A 16,278-nucleotide genomic window follows, 5' to 3' on the forward strand; every position below is an offset into this window, starting at 1 on the left:
GTCCTTATTCGGAGCGAGGATATGATGAGCCCTTTGACATTCCGAAATGCAAATGAAGCAGACGCGGAAGGTATTGCTTCTGTTTTGCAAGAGCTTGTGGCGGCAGGGAAACGGCACTCAGCTAGCGATTCAGAGTTTGCTCGGGCGCACTACATTACCCACTCAAATAATTTGCAGTGCACCGTTGCCGAAGATGAAGATGGCAACATCCTCGGATTTCAGGCGCTGATTCTGGCGATTGAAGATAATCCTTATGGCGCGCCTGTCGGTTGGGGCGTGATCGGAACCCACATCAGACCAACTGCAGCGCGGCGTGGCATTGGAAGGCAACTGTTCGAGCGCACTCATGCAGCTGCGCGGGCCAACAACCTTGAGGCCATTGACGCTACTATTGGTGCAAAAAACCCTGAGGGTCTGAACTATTACCAAGCTATGGGGTTCAGGGATTATCGCGTATCAGACGGGGCGATCTCAAAGGCATTTCGGCTCAGATAGTTCTGGAAGCGGCACCAACCGGATGTGAACGAGAGGAAGACATGTTATGTCGCAGATAATCTTTCTCCACGGGGCATCCAGCAGCGGTAAAAGCACAATCGCCCGTGCACTGCAGCAAAGAATAGAAAAACCCTTCTGGCACATCTCGATCGACCATCTACGGGATGCCGGAGTGTTGCCGCGGGATCGATTTCAAAGTGGAGAGTTTGACTGGAGCGAGGAGAGGCCGCGCTTTTTCGCGGGGTTTCATCAATCGCTGGCATCTTATGCAGCTGCTGGGAACAACCTGATTCTGGAACACATACTGGACACCGACGGCTGGATAGAAACCCTAGTAGAGCTGTTCGAACCACATGATGTGTTTTTCGTCGCGGTGCATTGTTCAGTACCGGTTCTGAACGAGCGAGAATTGAAGCGGGGTGACCGTCCGTTGGGTAGTGCTGAAAGGGATCAGAAATCAATCCATCAGAACCGGAGATATGATCTGGAAATCCAATCCGAAGATGGGGTGGATGCCAATGTGCAATCCATACTGGAGGTCTGGCGCAGTGGACTGCGCCGGTCCGAGTTCAGTTTGCAATTGGACTAGAGGCGAATCTATTACCCACGCGGTTGTGCGGCAGGATAGACGCCCAAAATCTCGACATTGGTCGTGAAGTGTTCCAGCTCATCCATTGCCAGCTTAACGTTCCGGTCTTCAGGATGCCCGACAATATCGGCGTAGAACTGAGTGGCGGTGAAGGACCCATCGACCATGTAGCTTTCCAGCTTGGTCATGTTGATCCCGTTGGTGGCAAACCCGCCCATCGCTTTATACAGGGCAGCCGGAATGTTTCGGACCTGGAAAACGAAGCTCGTGATCATGCCATGCTCGCCACGGCGCGATTCGTCAGCCTGCCGCGACATGACAAGAAAGCGAGTGGTATTATCACCCTGATCCTCGATATGGCGGGCCAGCACATTCAGCCCATAGATTTCTCCGGCCAGTTCACTTGCCAGAGCAGCTGAATGCTTGTCGCCTGCTTCTGCCACTTCTCGGGCGGCTCGGGCATTGTCAGGGCTTACCCGACCTCGAATGCCGTGTTTTGCCAGAAAACCCGCGCATTGCGGCAGCAACACCAGATGAGAATGCGCTTCGGTAATGTCTTCAAGCTTTGCACCCGGTACGCCAAGCAGGTTGATATGAACCCGAACAAAAGCCTCATCGATAATATGCAGCCCGCTATGTGGCAGCAGCCTGTGGATATCGGCAACCCGGCCGTAGGTCGTGTTTTCGACGGGCAACATCGCAAGCTCGGCTTCGCCGGAGCGTACTGATTCGATCACGTCCTCGAATGTGCGGCACGGAAGGGCTTCCATATCGGGGCGCGCATTGCTGCAAGCCTCGTGACTATAGGCGCCGGGCTCACCCTGAAATGCGATGCGTTTGGTCATTTGGTCGATTCCATGCAACAAGTTCTTGATTTGGGCGTTTAGTCGCGGTGTCTATACCTTGCCTCTTGCAAGGGGAAGCCTTAGACACCCCGCAGACAGCTGAAATGGACAAGCGATCAATGTTCGACACGATGACAGTTACCAAGGCCGCCGCTGGCCTGTTCGGCACCTTCCTGGTGCTCCTTCTGGCAAAATGGGGAGCCGACGTTCTCTATTATGCGGGCGGGCATGGCGCCGAAGCCGCCTATATCATCGAAACCGAAAGCTCTGGCGAGAGCGCTGACGGCGAAGAAGTCGTCTTTGAGGAAATGCTGGCCGCAGCCGATCCCGAGAAAGGTGCCAAGGTTTTCCGCAAGTGCACCGCATGTCATAAACTGGAAGACGGCGCGAATGGCACAGGTCCATATCTTTATGCGATCGTTGATCGTCCTGTAGCTGCAGCCAAAGGTTTCACCGGTTACTCTGCAGCGATGCAGGCCCATGGTGGCAACTGGACACCTGAAGCTCTGGATGCCTTCCTGACTCGCCCGAGCGCCTATATCTCGGGCACCTCCATGAGCTTTGCCGGCCTGAAAAAGCCGCAGGATCGGGCAGACCTGATTGCCTATCTGCAAACCATCAACTGATTTTTTAGTCAGTTTCGACAAGTTTCAAAGCCGCTGCCACGTGCAGCGGCTTTATTTTTTCCTTAGTGAATCTTCACAAAGTGTTCACGCAGTCTAAACTTGCAACTGTCAGTGCTGGACCTTTAGCTAGCACGAACAAGATTAAAGTCGTGAACGACCCAGAGGATGAGCCATATGAATCCCCGCCTGCCTGAAACGCGCGTATCAACTATTCGGCCATGGGCATCAGTTTTGGGAATATCGGCGGCTTTACTGCTGGGGATAGCTGGACACTCTACTGCAGCTGAAGAGAAGATTACCAAAAGTCACGGCTACTCGTACTTTGGTAATCTGGACTACCCGGCTGACTATGAGCATTTGGGCTATGTCAATCCGGATGCGCCTAAGGGTGGAGAGCTTTCCCTCGCGGCATCAGGTACATTCGATTCATTAAACCCCTACTCGCGCAAGGGCCGCCCGGGTGCTTTGACAACACTTCAGTATGATCGTCTGATCGACAGCACTGATGACAGTGTCGGTCAGTACTACGGGGTCATAGCCGAAAGCCTCGAGTATGACGAAGGGCGCAACTACGTCATTTTCCATCTTCGGCCCGAAGCGACATTCTGGGATGGCACGCCGGTTACGGCCGAGGACGTCGTCTATAGCCACAGACTGTTCATCGAACAGGGTTTGCCGTCATACGCGCAGGCTGTCGGTCGGATGGTGACCGGTGCCGAAGCGCTGGATGATCACACCGTCAAATTCACTTTCAACCCCGACGTGACACGTCGCAGCCTGATCGAGACGGTTGGTGCGACCCCCGTGTTCTCTAAGGCTTGGTTCGAAGCGGATGAGTCCCGCCGTCTGGATGAGCCCCGGCTCGAAGTTGCCGTGGGATCCGGGCCATACAAACTGGACAGCTACGACATCAATCGCCGCATCGTCTATAAACGCCGAGATGACTATTGGGGCAAAGATCTTCCCATCAATCGGGGTCGGCATAACTATGACACCATTCGCCTGGAGTACTTCGCGGACCAGACTGCTGCTTTCGAAGGGTTCAAAGCCGGCGAATACACTATGCGGATCGAAAGCGATCCGAAACTCTGGGCGTCCAGCTACGACTTCCCAAAGCTGACTGAAGGTTTTGTGGTAAGGGATGAAATTCTCGATGGCAGCCCTCCGACGCCATCCGGGTTTGTTTTTAATCTGGCCAAACCGCAGTTTGCAGACAAAAATGTGCGTAAGGCTCTGGCTCTGGCGTTCAACTTTGAATGGGCAAATGAATCTCTGATGTTCGGACTGAACGCACCGCGCAGTTCGTTTGTACAGGGTACTCCGTTGCAGGCAGAGGGTTTGCCAGAAGGCGCGGAACTGGAGTTTCTCGAAACGCTTGGTGACGTTGTTCCAGCAGAGTTTCTGGCCGAGCCCGCACTGGTCGTGCACGAATCCAATCCGGCACGTTTGAATGATCGCCGCAACTTGCGCAAAGCTTCCAAACTTCTGGATGAAGCCGGTTGGCCGGTAGGCCAAGGGAATCTGCGCCGTAATGCGCAGGGGCAGACGCTGCGGGTTGAAATCCCGTATCCCTCCAACCTGCCGACTTCGACGGCAACGATGATCGAAACCTTCGTTCAAAACCTGCAATCCATTGGTGTCGATGCCAAAGCTGAAAAGGTTGATCCCGCCCAATACACGCTGCGCAGCCGTGAGCGGGATTACGACATGGTCTATTCAACGCGCTATGGCTCTTTCCTGTCTACGGGTGGCGGGCTGAGCCAGATGTATGGATCGGACGAAGCTGAGTTCAGCCTGTTTAACCCGGCCGGACTAGCCAGCCCGTTGGTTGATGCAATCATTGAAGCGTCATTCGAAACGGACAATCAGGCCGATCAGGATACGGCGCTCATGGCGCTCGACCGTGCTTTGCGGTATGAGTTCTTTGTAATCCCTGTCGGATACATCGCGGACTACTGGACGGCCTACTACGATATGTATGAATACCCTGAGAACCTGCCTCCCTATGCGCTTGGATACCTCGACCTGTGGTGGGTCAATCCAGAGAAAGAGGCAGAACTGAAGGCAGAAGGCGCACTGCGATAACATGGGCGCCTATATTCTAAGACGCCTGTTGCTCGTCATTCCGACGCTGCTGGGCATCATGATCGTCAACTTTACGCTGGTGCAATTTGTACCGGGTGGGCCGGTTGAGCAGATCATCGCGCAGATCGAAGGGCAGGGTGATGTCTTTGCCGGTTTTGCCGGTGGCGGCGATACCGGTGCCGGTGCTGAGCCCGCAGGCGGGGTATTCGACGACAAATACGTTGGTGCACGCGGTCTGCCACCTGAATTCATCGCGGAATTGGAAAAGGAATTCGGTTTCGACAAACCGCCGCTTGAGCGATTTCTCGGTATGATGGGTAACTATCTGACGCTGGATTTTGGTGAGAGCTATTTCCGGTCGATCAGCGTGATTGATCTGGTGCTGGAGAAGATGCCGGTTTCGATTTCGCTGGGTCTTTGGTCGACACTGATTGCGTATCTGGTGTCGATTCCGTTGGGTATTCGCAAAGCGATAAAGGATGGCTCGAGATTTGATACCTGGACCAGTGGTGCGATTATCGTGGCTTACGCGATCCCGGGTTTCCTGTTTGCGATCCTGCTGTTGGTACTTTTTGCAGGCGGTTCTTACTGGCAGATATTCCCGCTTAGGGGGCTCACGTCAGACAATTGGGATAGCCTTAGCCTGTTTGGCAAGATCGCCGACTACTTCTGGCATATTGCTTTGCCTATCATCGCCCTGACAATTTCGGCTTTTGCGACGCTGACATTGCTGACCAAGAACTCATTCCTCGATGAAATCAAAAAACAATACGTCATGACTGCGCGCGCTAAAGGACTGAGTGAAAGCCGGGTGCTGTACGGTCACGTATTCCGGAATGCTATGCTCATCGTCATCGCAGGGTTCCCTGCGGTATTCATCGGCGTTTTCTTTGGCGGCTCAATCATCATCGAAACGATCTTCTCGCTGGACGGCCTTGGACGGCTGGGTTTCGAAGCAGCTGTCGCGCGTGATTATCCCGTCATCTTCGGTACGCTCTTCATCTTCGGCCTGATGGGACTGGTTGTCGGTATCATCAGTGACCTGATGTATGTCCTCGTCGATCCACGCATCGACTTCGAAAAGCGGGAGGGGTAAATGGCGCTTTCCCCTCTCAATCAACGGCGCTGGCGCAATTTCCGGCGCAATGGCCGGGCGTTCTGGTCGCTGATCATCTTTGGTGTGCTATTCGGCCTTTCGCTTTTCGCCGAATTCATCGCCAACGATAAACCGATCCTGGTCAGTTACCGGGGTGAACTCTATACGCCGATCTTCAAGTTCTACCCGGAAACGGACTTTGGTGGAGATTTTCAGACCGAAGCGATCTACCGCGATCCTGAGGTCCAGTGTCTGATCGACAGCGGCGGTCTCGAGCAGTGCTTTGACGACCCCGAAGGGATCATTGAACAGATCGACGCCGGAACCTTTCAGGCCGAAGGTTTCGAGCGTGGCTGGGCGATCTGGCCCCTTATCCCGTATTCCTTCAACACAAGTGTGGATCGCCCCGGTGCGGCCCCTCTGCCGCCCAATGGCCAGAATCTTCTGGGTACGGATGACACCAAGCGCGACGTGCTTGCCCGGGTCATCTATGGCTTCCGTCTGTCGATCCTCTTCACACTGATCGTGACCGGTGCGGCCAGCCTGATCGGGATATTTGCCGGTGCCATTCAAGGGTTTTTCGGAGGTTGGCTGGATCTGATTTTCCAGCGCATTATCGAGATCTGGTCGGCTACGCCCTCGCTCTATGTGATCATCATCATGTTCGCCATTCTGGGCCGAAGTTTCTGGCTGCTCGTGGCGCTCATGATCTTGTTTTCATGGACCGGCCTGGTCGGGGTTGTTCGGGCTGAATTCCTGCGGGCGCGAAACCTTGAATACGTGCGGGCGGCCAAGGCGCTGGGCGTCGGCAACATGACCATCATGTTCCGCCACATGCTGCCCAACGCGATGGTTGCCACGCTGACATTCATGCCATTCATCGTGACCGGAACCATTGGCGGACTCGCAAGCCTGGATTTTCTGGGCTTTGGTCTGCCCTCATCGGCTCCGTCGTTGGGTGAACTGACCCTGCAGGCAAAACAAAACCTTCAGGCCCCTTGGCTGGCGTTTACCGCGTTTTTCACCTTTGCCATTATGCTGTCACTGCTGGTCTTTATCTTTGAAGGCGTGCGTGACGCATTCGATCCCAGAAAGACCTTCTCATGAGCCTGCTGGATGTGAACAACCTCAAGGTCTCGTTCCGCCAGGACGGGCAGGTCAGTGCAGCGGTAAAAGGTGTGTCCTTCACCGTCGATCGTGGTGAGACCGTCGCTTTGGTTGGTGAGTCCGGTTCGGGAAAGTCAGTCACAGCGCTCAGTACCGTGTCCCTGCTTGGCGACAGCGCAATTGTTGAAGGATCGGTTCAATACGACGGGCAAGAGATGATCGGCGCCTCTGAAGATCTGCTGATGGACGTTCGTGGTAACGACATCAGCTTTATCTTTCAGGAGCCGATGACCTCGCTAAACCCGCTGCATACAATCCAGAAGCAGATGGCGGAATCTCTGGCACTGCACCAGGGCGTGTCAGGAGATGTCGCGCGGGAACGGATTGTCGAGTTGCTGGCCAAGGTGGGCATACGCGATCCCGAAGACCGGTTGGACAGCTATCCTCATCAACTGTCAGGCGGGCAGCGTCAACGCGTGATGATCGCCATGGCGTTGGCCAACAAACCCGATATCCTGATCGCAGACGAGCCGACAACAGCTCTGGATGTGACCATTCAGGCGCAGATTCTTGAGCTGCTGGCTGAACTGCAGAAATCCGAGAACATGGGGATGCTGTTCATCACGCACGATCTGGGGATCGTTCGCAGGATCGCGGATCGGGTTTGTGTGATGAAGGACGGCGAGATTGTTGAAACTGGCCCAACGGCTGAGATTTTCGACAATCCGCAACATCCTTACACACGTAAGCTGTTGGCAGCGGAACCGTCAGGACACCCGGATCCGGTTGCAGCAGATGCCGAAGAGGTGGCCCGTACGGATCACCTGAAGGTCTGGTTTCCCATCCAGCGCGGTTTTTTGAAACGGACCGTGGGATATGTGAAGGCTGTCAACGATGCAACGCTGAGCGTCCGCGCAGGAGAGACTTTGGGCATAGTCGGAGAGAGCGGTTCAGGCAAAACCACGTTGGCTCTGGCGATCATGCGTTTGATCGCATCCGAAGGCGGGATCACGTTCCGCGATCAGGACGTACGTCGCTGGTCCATACGTGAACTGAGGCGGCTGCGCAAAGATATGCAGATCGTGTTTCAGGACCCGTTCGGCAGCCTTAGCCCGCGTATGACATGCCAGCAAATCATTTCCGAAGGGTTGGCGATCCACAAGGTAGACCCGCATCGCGCCCCGCGCGAACTGGTTGCCGAAGTGATGACAGAGGTCGGGCTGGATCCAGAGGCGATGGATCGCTACCCTCACGAATTTTCAGGCGGCCAGCGCCAGCGTATCGCCATTGCGCGCGCGATGGTCCTGCGACCCAAACTGCTGGTTCTGGATGAGCCGACAAGTGCGCTGGACATGACGGTTCAGGTCCAGATCGTTGATCTGTTGCGCGACCTGCAGCGGAAATATGGGCTGGCCTATTTGTTCATCAGCCACGACCTCAAAGTCGTGCGGGCAATGTCGCATAATGTGATCGTCATGCGGAATGGTGATGTAGTTGAAATGGGATCGGCTGAGTCGTTGTTCGAGAATGCTCAGACCGATTACACGCGAGAACTTATTGCAGCAGCAGGCTGAGCTTGGCCTGCTGCCGCAATTCACTCAGGCGTTGGCTGTTTCGCGGGCAGCTGACTTGGGTACTGGCCCGCGCAGCTCTTCATAGTGATCAAATTGCAGTTTGACCCAACCTGTTCCGCGCGTTGCACTTGCCAGGGTGCGGTGCAATTCGTCCTCGGCCACTGCGGGGAGCTGAGCATTAAAAATCTCCCAGCCTGAGGCATTTGGATTGCCCTCAAAGCCTAATACCTGTCCCTGCAAAGAACTGATCGTTGGAACCAGATCGCCGACAAAGGCCGAAGGCAGATGGATTTCGGCATTCAGGATCGGTTGCAAAACCACAGGCTTTGCCTGTGGGAGCGCTTCGCGCACCGCATTCTTGCCAGCTGTTCGGAAGGCGTAGTCAGAACTGTCGACGTTATGGTGCTTGCCATCGCTCAGCGTGATTTTGACATCTACAACAGGGAACCCTTCAGGCCCTTGCTCAAGCGCGTCTTTTGCCCCGTGCTCTACAGACGGGATGTAGTTTTTGGGGACAGCACCACCCTTGACGATTTCATCAAACTGAAAGCCAGCACCGCGTGGCATTGGGGCTATCGAGATCACAACATCGGCAAACTGACCCGCGCCGCCTGACTGTTTGCGATGACGATGCCGGTGTTCGATGGTTGAACGAATGGTCTCGCGATACGCAGTCTCAACAGGTTCGGTCGCGATCTCGACGCCAAAATCCTCGTCCAGTTTGGTCGCGACGCGGCGCATATGTTGTGGGCCTTGCGATCCCAGAATTGCATGACCACTAAGTTCATCCTGAGCCAGATGAAGACCCGGATCGATCTCGACCATACGCCCAAGAGCATTCGATAGGCGCACATCGTCCCGCTCATGCGCAGGTGAAACGATTTGCCGGTGGGCTGCAGGGTGCGACGATGCCCATTCGGGCAACGGAGTGGCGGAGTTGGTGTCGTAGAGATTACCCGGATTAAGATGGTCGGATTTGACGGCAAGGCCGATCTGACCCGCCTCGAGCTGATTGATTTGCGTCTTGGCATCCAAAGTGGTCAGATTTCCAACCGTCTCACCCCCCAAAGGTTCATGCGCTTTGACACCATCACCCAAGCCACGCAGGACGATGATTTTACCAACATGTTTTTTGACGTCTGCAAAGCCAGCAATCGCGCGGGCGTTCTCAGCTGCTTCATCACGCCCTGCAGCAATATCGAACTCGGGTGCCTCGTGCCGTAAGGCTTTCATCAGGCGGGTCAGGCCATTACCGTGACTGGCAGCACCCAAACAGGCAGGGATCAGTTGATGGTTCTGCAACACCTGAGCGGCAAGATCATAGACTTCATCGCTGGGCGGCTGCTTATCTTCGATCAATTGCTCCAGCAGGTTGTCATCGAAATCTGACAGTGTCTCCAACAGTTCGGTGCGGGCTTCCTGCTCCCGATCTTCCACGGATTGAGGCAGTTCGATCAGAGCCGAGGGTTGTCCTTCCTGATACTTCCATGCCCGTTCTGAAATCAGGTCAACGGCTCCAACAATCTTGTCTCCGTCGCGGATTGGTACCTGACGCAGGGCGATGTGGTGGGTGCAATAGGTTTGCAGCGCCGCGATAATGTCGCGTATACGGCCATTGGGATTGTCCATCCGGTTGATGAACAGAAAGCAGGGAATACCGGCTTCTTCAACCAATCTGAGATAGGGCGCACATAGGACCGCCGCGTCCGGATCGGGTGGCACAACGACGACGGCAGCATCCGAGATTGCCATTGCGGGTCCGACATATGCCAGCGAATCCCCTCCGCCATCCACGTCTATCGCGCACCAAGGCTCGTCCAGATAAGAAAAACCGTGCAAGTGCACGGTTCCGGAAACATCGAATGTGGTGGGGCGTCCGTCGAGGCGGCTTATAGCCTCGACTAGGGTTGATTTGCCCGATTGACTGGGGCCGAGGACGGTGAAAACGCGCATGGGTGCTGTCCCTCTTTCAAGTTGCAGAACGGCTGCACGAAAAGGGATTGTCGAACGCAGTAGCGTCGGCACGAATTGTCTGTGTCTGGACCTGCCTCAAATGCGGAGCGGTTTGTTGTCTCGCCCGTTGAGTTTGGGGAAAACTCAAGGCGCGCGTCAAGCCCCGACGTATTTGGAAATGGAACAGCCTGCTGGGCTGCCCCTTCAGATGGCTGAACTGTGCCCGGCCTCGTTGAGGTCGTAAGCATCAAAACTGCGGGCAATCATTCGAGTAAGTGGACGCGCTTCGACAGGGATGAACAGGTCTTCATCAGTTATCTTCAGCAGCCCGTCAAACGCATCGTTGGTTGTCCGATACATGCGCTGCAGTTCTGAAGCGGAAACATCGTAGTCCCGCAGGATTTCTGCCGAATCGATCCGAAAGTCGCACATCAGGGCCTCGATCAGGCGCGCGCGTAATACATCCTGACCTTTGAACAAGTGTCCCCGCGATGTCGAGAACTGGCCGTTGCGAATGGCTTTGGTGTGCGCCGAGGTTGCTGGCGCGTTTTGTGCATAGCCCTGCGGGAAGCGTGAGATTGAGCTGGCGCCAACCCCGATCAGCACCTCGGCCTGATCGTCGGTATAGCCCTGGAAGTTCCGTTTGAGCCTGCTGGCCTTCAGCGCATGGGTCAGCCCGTCATCCTGCGTAGCAAAGTGATCAATTCCGATCTCGGCGTAGTTGTCCCAGAGGAACAGCCGACGTGCCGTATCAAAAAGATCGAGTCGCTGTTCGGGTGTCGGCAGAGCCTCGGACGGGATCAGTTGCTGACGCTTGGCCATCCATGGCACATGAGCATAACCATAAAGCGCGACGCGGTCCGGGTTCAGCGACAGCAGTTTCTGGACACTTTCAGTCATCCGGGTCTTGGTCTGATGTGGCAGGCCATACAGGATATCTGCGTTCAGACTCGAAATCCCGCGTGCCCGGATCATTTCAATGGCTTCACGAGTTGTGTCGTAGCTCTGTATGCGCCCGATGGTCTTCTGAATCTCATCATCGAAGTCCTGCACGCCGATCGAGGCACGGTTCATTCCCGCCTCGGCCAACGCGTCCAGACGCGCCTCATCAACTTCGTTCGGGTCGATCTCGACCGAAAACTCTGCATCTGATCCCATGGGCACTATGCCCAGAATATAACTGGCCAGATCCCGCATCAGGTCCGGGTTCAGTAGCGTTGGGGTGCCGCCCCCCCAATGTAGCCGCGACAGGGTCACACCGCTGGGCAGACGTTGCGCCAGCAGATCAAGCTCGGCCTTCAGGACGTCTACATAAGCAATGACGGGATTGTCCGTTTGTGTGCCTTGCGTCCTGCAGGCACAGAACCAGCACAGCCTGCGGCAGAATGGAACATGTATGTAAAGCGAAACGGCACTTCCGGGTTTTATGTCCGAAATCCAGTCGCCAAAACGATCAGGCCCCACATCATTGCTGAAATGCGGGGCGGTAGGATAGCTCGTGTAACGCGGTACTTTCGCGTCAAAAAGTCCGAGCTTGGCCAATTGAGGTTTCACTATCATAGCGATACCGTTATGGCATGCCCCGTCTAGGTACCTTGACCGAGATCAAGTGGAAACGCGAATGACACTGACTGTTCAATTTGACCATTCTAACTGCGATGACTGTCCGATCCGTCATCGGGCTGTATGCGCGCAATGCGATCAGGAAGAGCTCGAAGAGCTGGAAGATATTAAATATTATCGCAGTTTCGAGGCTGGGCAGACCATCATCTGGTCAGGTGATCAGATGAATTTTGTCGGCTCTGTTGTGTCCGGAATCGCATCGCTGACTCAGACGATGGAAGATGGTCGCACACAAATGGTCGGCCTCTTGCTGCCCAGCGACTTTGTTGGCCGCCCGGGGCGCGAATCGGCACCATACGATGTTCAGGCGACCACCGACGTGGTCATGTGCTGCTTTCGCAAGAAGCCGTTCGAGGATCTGATGAGCCATACGCCGCATATTGCGCATCGTCTGCTGCAGATGACTCTGGACGAGCTGGATGCGGCACGGGAATGGATGCTGGTCCTTGGTCGTAAGACCGCGCGGGAAAAGATCGCCAGCCTGCTGTCGATCATCGCCCGCCGCGATGCGTCGGTCAGCCAGAAGGGTATGTCGGGTCCGATCGTATTCGATCTGCCTCTGACGCGCGAAGCAATGGCGGACTATCTGGGCCTTACTTTGGAAACCGTAAGTCGTCAGATTTCAGCCTTGAAAAAGGATCAGGTCATCCTTCTGGAAGGCAAACGTCACGTGACTATCCCGGATATGGGACGCCTGATGGAAGAGGCCGGTGACGATACTGATGGCGGCTTTCTGGTCTAACCAATCCCTTTGAGCCACCTCACAACCCTTTCGACGGGCGAACGGGGGTGCAAGGGGCGCGGACACCAAAGGTTCAGCGTGTCCGGCAATGTAACCTTGGTTTCAAACGGTGCAACAAGCCGTCCGCTTTTGAGATGCGGCTCCACAAGTGCGCTATGGCCCATCAAAACACCTGCGCCATTCAATGCCTCTTCAACCGCGAGAGCATAGAGCGAAAATACAGGGCCTTTAGGGGCAAATCCCTGTTCGGGCATAGCTGCGGAGGTCCATTGCTGCCAATCGTCGAACCAAGTGGAATCCGACAGGCAAGTGACACTGGATAAGTCTTCTGGTGTTTTCAGACGGTTTGCGAGAGTAGGCGCGCAAACCGGAAAAATGACGTTGTCCGAGACGGATTCACCAAGTTCGCCGCCAAAGAACAGATAAATGTCATAAGGCGCACGCTTGAGGTTTGGGGGCGCCTCTTCGGCTGTTAGCGAAACCTCGATTTCCGGTTCCGCCAAACGGAGTTCGGGTAATCTGGGTGACAGCCAAAGCTGTGCGATCGAAGGCAGTGTCACGATGTGAACTACCTGCGGTCGCGCCTCGGTTCGCAGGGTTTGAGTTACCTGACCCATCATATCGAACGCCAACGTAAGGTCGGGCAAAACCTTTTGACCCAAGGCCGTAAGGGCCACGCCCCGTGCGTTTCGATCGAACAAAGGTGCCCCCAGGTCTTCTTCCAGCGCTTTGACATGGGCTGAAATCGCGCCCGCACTGACGCCCAGTTCGATCGCGGCAGAGGAAAAGCCGCCCAGTCGCGCGGCGGCTTCGAACGCGCGTAACGCATTCAGAGGCAGTGGTTTGGGACGCGGCGGTGCAACAGACATAATATTAGGCTCAGATTTTCTGACCCTATTTTTTCGGAAAACTGATTTGATCGCAAGCCGGGATCTTTGCACTCTGACTTTGAAAACGGAGGATCAGATGCCACAACTCGCCCGCCGCCCATGGGTCCCGACCCAATGTGAAAACCGCGTCCAACAGATTGCTCAGGCCGTTGAGCCGCTCAACCCGGACGCAATCGACAAACAAATCGAGACGCTGATTGCGCGAAATTCAGAGATCCACGATGCAGAGTGTTTCAACCTGAACCCGGCAACAAATGTCATGAATCCACGGGCTGAGGCTGCCTTGGCAGCTGGCTTGGGTAGTCGCCCGTCTCTGGGTTATCCCGGCGACAAGTATGAGATGGGGCTGGAAGCGATTGAAGAAATAGAGGTTATCGCAGCGGAACTCGCAGCGAAGGTATTCAACGCGAAGTACGCGGAAGTTCGTGTCGCTTCAGGCGCATTGTCTAACCTCTATGGTTTTATGGCGCTGACCGATCCCGGGGATACAATTATAGCCCCTCCCGCGACAGTCGGAGGGCACGTGACGCACCACAAAGATGGATGTGCGGGCCTTTATGGTCTGAACACGTTGAACGCTCCGGTCGATGCGGATGGTTATAGCCTTGATCTGAACGGTTTGCGCGAGCTGGCAAAAACGCACAGACCTAAACTCATCACAGTTGGGGGGTCGCTGAACCTGTTTCCGCATCCCGTATCCGCTGTCCGGGAGATAGCGGACGAAGTAGGCGCCAAGGTGCTGTTTGACGCGGCTCATCAATGTGGGATCATCGCCAGTGGCGTTTGGTCAAATCCACTGGATGAAGGGGCGCATCTTATGACGATGAGCACCTACAAGAGCCTGGGTGGCCCCGCCGGTGGCCTTATCGTCACCAATGACGCAGAGATTGCAGAGCGGCTGGACGCCATCGCCTTTCCCGGCATGACCGCCAACTTTGATGCGGCCAAATCGGCATCCTTGGCGATTTCCCTGCTGGATTGGATCGAATTCGGTCCCGCTTACGGACGGGCTATGGTCGAGCTCGCGCAAGCGATGGCCAAGGAAATGGAAGAGATCGGATTACCAGTGTTCAAAGGTGCAAGTGGCGCAACTGAATCCCACCAGTTTGCGTTGGAGGCAGCGCGCTTTGGAGGCGGGCAGGCCGCATCGAAAACGCTGCGAAAGGCAGGCTTCCTTGCTTGCGGGATCGGATTGCCGATCGCACCGGTGGAAGGAGACATGAACGGCTTGCGCATTGGGACTCCGGAATTGGTTCGTCGAGGTGTCACACCGGATCACGCAGGAGAGCTTTCGGCTCTGATCGCCGAGGCTTTGTCCAGCGCAGATCCGGCGAGTATCGCACCGCGTGTGCGGGAACTCCGCGAACGGTTTCAGGGCATGCACTACGTTCGTACGTGACCGAACGCCCCGACCATGGTCTAATGCCTTTGAGTGAAACAACATTCAGGAGCAAGGCATGGAATTCAGTAGCCTTTTGGCAATGCTGTTCATCGGGGCGATCGCTGGCTGGTTGTCCGGCAAAATCATGGAAGGCCGAGGCTTTGGTCTTGTCGGCAACGTGATCGTTGGGATCGTTGGGGCTTTTCTGGCAGGCCTGATCTTTCCCGCCCTTGGTTTTGCAGTTGGCGGTGGTTTGTTCTCGTCGATCTTCTTTGCGACCGTGGGCGCCGTGATCCTGCTGTTTGTAATCGGGCTAATCAAAAAAGCCTGAACAGAAGAACCGCCCTGATTGAGGGCGGTTCTCTCAATCTAATACATTTGGTCAGTGTGCCAAAAAGACCGGAACATCAGATTGTTCCAACATATTCCGAGTCGCCCCGCCCAGGATCGCTTCGCGGAAACGGGAATGTCCGTATGCACCCATGACGATCATGTCCGCATCAGTATCTGCGGCGTGTCGGTTCAGAATGTCTGAGACACGCGTCATGGTTTTGCTTAGTACATCTATTTCGCATTTCACGCCGTGACGGGCGAGCATCTGCGAGAGCATACCACCCGGGTCTGATCGGTCGGGTCCGTGGCGTGGCGGGTCAATCACCACGATGCGTGCGACATCAGCTTGTTTCAGGAAAGGAAGGGCACGGCGTATCGCCCGCATCGCCTCGACGCTTTCGTTCCAGCCAATCAGAACAGTGCGCGGCTTCGAGAACGGCTTTGCATCTTCGGGAACGATCAATACCGGTGCATGTCCTTCGAACATGGCTGCTTCGACAATGGGTTCGGCCTCGGCTCCACGATCCTTGCCATAGGGTTTCGGCAGGACAACAAGGTCCGAAAAACGTGCGCGATGCGCTACGTGGCGACTCAGATCGGCTAGCTGACTTACGCCGTTTTCCGCAGACCAGCGTATGCCGGTTTTTCCCAGATATTCCTGAGCAGATGCCAGAATCTCATCAGCTTCGGCATTTGCCCGGGTCAGAGTTTCCTGCAGGATGAGCGCGTTGGCACCCGCATAGTAATACCCTGTCTGACTGCGATCGACACCAAGGCAAAGCGCTTCGGCATGTGCATCCTGTGCTTCGGCCAATGCGGCCAGCTGTGCCAGAGCCGGTTGGGCAAACCGGGTCTCGGTCATGATTGTGAGAAGAGATTTGTAAGCCATGTCGACCTCAATTTTGGGGCGGTTAGCCGGATGTGCACAGGTAACATATT

General features: G+C 55.4%; 15 protein-coding genes. 10 read left to right on the forward strand and 5 right to left on the reverse strand.

Going from position 1 to position 16,278, the window contains the following annotated elements:
* The first annotated feature begins 24 nt into the window (after positions 1 to 24).
* Both ACR0IO_RS22155 and ACR0IO_RS22160 read left to right on the forward strand, forming a co-directional pair.
* Positions 25 to 495, forward strand: a complete 471-nt coding sequence (locus ACR0IO_RS22155; RefSeq protein ID WP_480744896.1) for an N-acetyltransferase family protein — start codon at positions 25 to 27, stop codon at positions 493 to 495.
* A 46-nt stretch (positions 496 to 541) separates the two neighbouring features.
* On the forward strand, positions 542 to 1,084 hold the full coding sequence (locus tag ACR0IO_RS22160; protein WP_480744900.1) for a chloramphenicol phosphotransferase CPT family protein: 543 nt from the start codon (positions 542 to 544) through the stop codon (positions 1,082 to 1,084).
* An 11-nt stretch (positions 1,085 to 1,095) separates the two neighbouring features.
* Here the strand turns inward: ACR0IO_RS22160 and ACR0IO_RS22165 are convergent, their stop codons facing one another.
* Complete coding sequence (locus ACR0IO_RS22165) at positions 1,096 to 1,929, reverse strand: prephenate dehydratase (RefSeq protein WP_155142387.1); 834 nt, start codon at positions 1,927 to 1,929, stop codon at positions 1,096 to 1,098.
* 119 nt (positions 1,930 to 2,048) lie between these two features.
* Between ACR0IO_RS22165 and ACR0IO_RS22170 the strand changes: the two genes are divergently transcribed.
* The 5 genes from ACR0IO_RS22170 to ACR0IO_RS22190 all read left to right on the forward strand — a co-directional run bounded on the left by ACR0IO_RS22170 (position 2,049) and on the right by ACR0IO_RS22190 (position 8,417).
* Positions 2,049 to 2,555, forward strand: a complete 507-nt coding sequence (locus tag ACR0IO_RS22170) for a c-type cytochrome (RefSeq protein ID WP_155142456.1) — start codon at positions 2,049 to 2,051, stop codon at positions 2,553 to 2,555.
* A 174-nt stretch (positions 2,556 to 2,729) separates the two neighbouring features.
* Entirely contained in the window at positions 2,730 to 4,640 is a 1,911-nt protein-coding gene (locus tag ACR0IO_RS22175) for an extracellular solute-binding protein (protein WP_480744902.1), read from the forward strand.
* A gap of 1 nt (position 4,641) precedes the next feature.
* Complete coding sequence (locus ACR0IO_RS22180; RefSeq protein WP_480744904.1) at positions 4,642 to 5,736, forward strand: microcin C ABC transporter permease YejB; 1,095 nt, start codon at positions 4,642 to 4,644, stop codon at positions 5,734 to 5,736.
* Entirely contained in the window at positions 5,737 to 6,843 is a 1,107-nt protein-coding gene (locus ACR0IO_RS22185; RefSeq protein ID WP_155142393.1) for an ABC transporter permease, read from the forward strand. It begins immediately after the preceding gene.
* Positions 6,840 to 8,417 (forward strand): ABC transporter ATP-binding protein, encoded by a 1,578-nt coding sequence (locus ACR0IO_RS22190; protein ID WP_480744907.1) that lies wholly within the window; start codon positions 6,840 to 6,842, stop codon positions 8,415 to 8,417. The genes ACR0IO_RS22185 and ACR0IO_RS22190 overlap by 4 nt, the downstream gene beginning before the upstream one ends.
* Before the next feature lie 24 nt (positions 8,418 to 8,441).
* On the opposite strand, the gene ACR0IO_RS22195 is transcribed toward ACR0IO_RS22190, so the two are convergent.
* The gene (locus ACR0IO_RS22195; RefSeq protein WP_480744910.1) at positions 8,442 to 10,370 is read right to left on the reverse strand and encodes an elongation factor G; all 1,929 of its coding nucleotides are present in this window, start codon (positions 10,368 to 10,370) and stop codon (positions 8,442 to 8,444) included.
* A gap of 204 nt (positions 10,371 to 10,574) precedes the next feature.
* Positions 10,575 to 11,930, reverse strand: coding sequence for an oxygen-independent coproporphyrinogen III oxidase (hemN, locus tag ACR0IO_RS22200; RefSeq protein ID WP_480744913.1), 1,356 nt, complete (start codon positions 11,928 to 11,930; stop codon positions 10,575 to 10,577).
* A gap of 61 nt (positions 11,931 to 11,991) precedes the next feature.
* On the opposite strand from hemN, the gene fnrL reads away from it, so the two are divergent.
* A complete protein-coding gene (gene fnrL / locus ACR0IO_RS22205; protein WP_155142398.1) occupies positions 11,992 to 12,735 on the forward strand; it encodes a transcriptional regulator FnrL in 744 nt (247 codons plus the stop codon).
* Here fnrL and ACR0IO_RS22210 read toward each other — a convergent pair.
* Positions 12,732 to 13,604: a LysR family transcriptional regulator gene (locus ACR0IO_RS22210; RefSeq protein ID WP_480744916.1), complete on the reverse strand. Its 873-nt coding sequence runs from the start codon at positions 13,602 to 13,604 to the stop codon at positions 12,732 to 12,734. The two genes, fnrL and ACR0IO_RS22210, sit on opposite strands and share 4 nt — an antisense overlap.
* Before the next feature lie 97 nt (positions 13,605 to 13,701).
* Between ACR0IO_RS22210 and ACR0IO_RS22215 the strand changes: the two genes are divergently transcribed.
* Together ACR0IO_RS22215 and ACR0IO_RS22220 are read left to right on the forward strand one after the other, a co-directional pair.
* Positions 13,702 to 15,024: an aminotransferase class I/II-fold pyridoxal phosphate-dependent enzyme gene (locus tag ACR0IO_RS22215; protein WP_480744918.1), complete on the forward strand. Its 1,323-nt coding sequence runs from the start codon at positions 13,702 to 13,704 to the stop codon at positions 15,022 to 15,024.
* A 58-nt stretch (positions 15,025 to 15,082) separates the two neighbouring features.
* Entirely contained in the window at positions 15,083 to 15,337 is a 255-nt protein-coding gene (locus tag ACR0IO_RS22220) for a GlsB/YeaQ/YmgE family stress response membrane protein (protein ID WP_170337127.1), read from the forward strand.
* 51 nt (positions 15,338 to 15,388) lie between these two features.
* Here ACR0IO_RS22220 and ACR0IO_RS22225 read toward each other — a convergent pair whose 3' ends face one another.
* The gene (locus ACR0IO_RS22225) at positions 15,389 to 16,228 is read right to left on the reverse strand and encodes a universal stress protein (protein ID WP_155142406.1); all 840 of its coding nucleotides are present in this window, start codon (positions 16,226 to 16,228) and stop codon (positions 15,389 to 15,391) included.
* Between the last annotated feature and the right edge of the window lie 50 nt (positions 16,229 to 16,278).

The organism is Ruegeria sp. CE12 (genome assembly GCF_056537525.1).

What these genes read in the sequence shown, in the direction of transcription:
- ACR0IO_RS22155 (WP_480744896.1), top strand. Translation starts at nt 25, where the DNA reads ATGAGCCCTTTGACATTCCGAAATGCAAATGAAGCAGACGCGGAAGGT.
- ACR0IO_RS22160 (WP_480744900.1), top strand. Translation starts at nt 542, where the DNA reads ATGTCGCAGATAATCTTTCTCCACGGGGCATCCAGCAGCGGTAAAAGC.
- ACR0IO_RS22165 (WP_155142387.1), bottom strand. Translation starts at nt 1,929, where the DNA reads ATGACCAAACGCATCGCATTTCAGGGTGAGCCCGGCGCCTATAGTCAC.
- ACR0IO_RS22170 (WP_155142456.1), top strand. Translation starts at nt 2,049, where the DNA reads ATGTTCGACACGATGACAGTTACCAAGGCCGCCGCTGGCCTGTTCGGC.
- ACR0IO_RS22175 (WP_480744902.1), top strand. Translation starts at nt 2,730, where the DNA reads ATGAATCCCCGCCTGCCTGAAACGCGCGTATCAACTATTCGGCCATGG.
- ACR0IO_RS22180 (WP_480744904.1), top strand. Translation starts at nt 4,642, where the DNA reads ATGGGCGCCTATATTCTAAGACGCCTGTTGCTCGTCATTCCGACGCTG.
- ACR0IO_RS22185 (WP_155142393.1), top strand. Translation starts at nt 5,737, where the DNA reads ATGGCGCTTTCCCCTCTCAATCAACGGCGCTGGCGCAATTTCCGGCGC.
- ACR0IO_RS22190 (WP_480744907.1), top strand. Translation starts at nt 6,840, where the DNA reads ATGAGCCTGCTGGATGTGAACAACCTCAAGGTCTCGTTCCGCCAGGAC.
- ACR0IO_RS22195 (WP_480744910.1), bottom strand. Translation starts at nt 10,370, where the DNA reads ATGCGCGTTTTCACCGTCCTCGGCCCCAGTCAATCGGGCAAATCAACC.
- hemN (WP_480744913.1), bottom strand. Translation starts at nt 11,930, where the DNA reads ATGATAGTGAAACCTCAATTGGCCAAGCTCGGACTTTTTGACGCGAAA.
- fnrL (WP_155142398.1), top strand. Translation starts at nt 11,992, where the DNA reads ATGACACTGACTGTTCAATTTGACCATTCTAACTGCGATGACTGTCCG.
- ACR0IO_RS22210 (WP_480744916.1), bottom strand. Translation starts at nt 13,604, where the DNA reads ATGTCTGTTGCACCGCCGCGTCCCAAACCACTGCCTCTGAATGCGTTA.
- ACR0IO_RS22215 (WP_480744918.1), top strand. Translation starts at nt 13,702, where the DNA reads ATGCCACAACTCGCCCGCCGCCCATGGGTCCCGACCCAATGTGAAAAC.
- ACR0IO_RS22220 (WP_170337127.1), top strand. Translation starts at nt 15,083, where the DNA reads ATGGAATTCAGTAGCCTTTTGGCAATGCTGTTCATCGGGGCGATCGCT.
- ACR0IO_RS22225 (WP_155142406.1), bottom strand. Translation starts at nt 16,228, where the DNA reads ATGGCTTACAAATCTCTTCTCACAATCATGACCGAGACCCGGTTTGCC.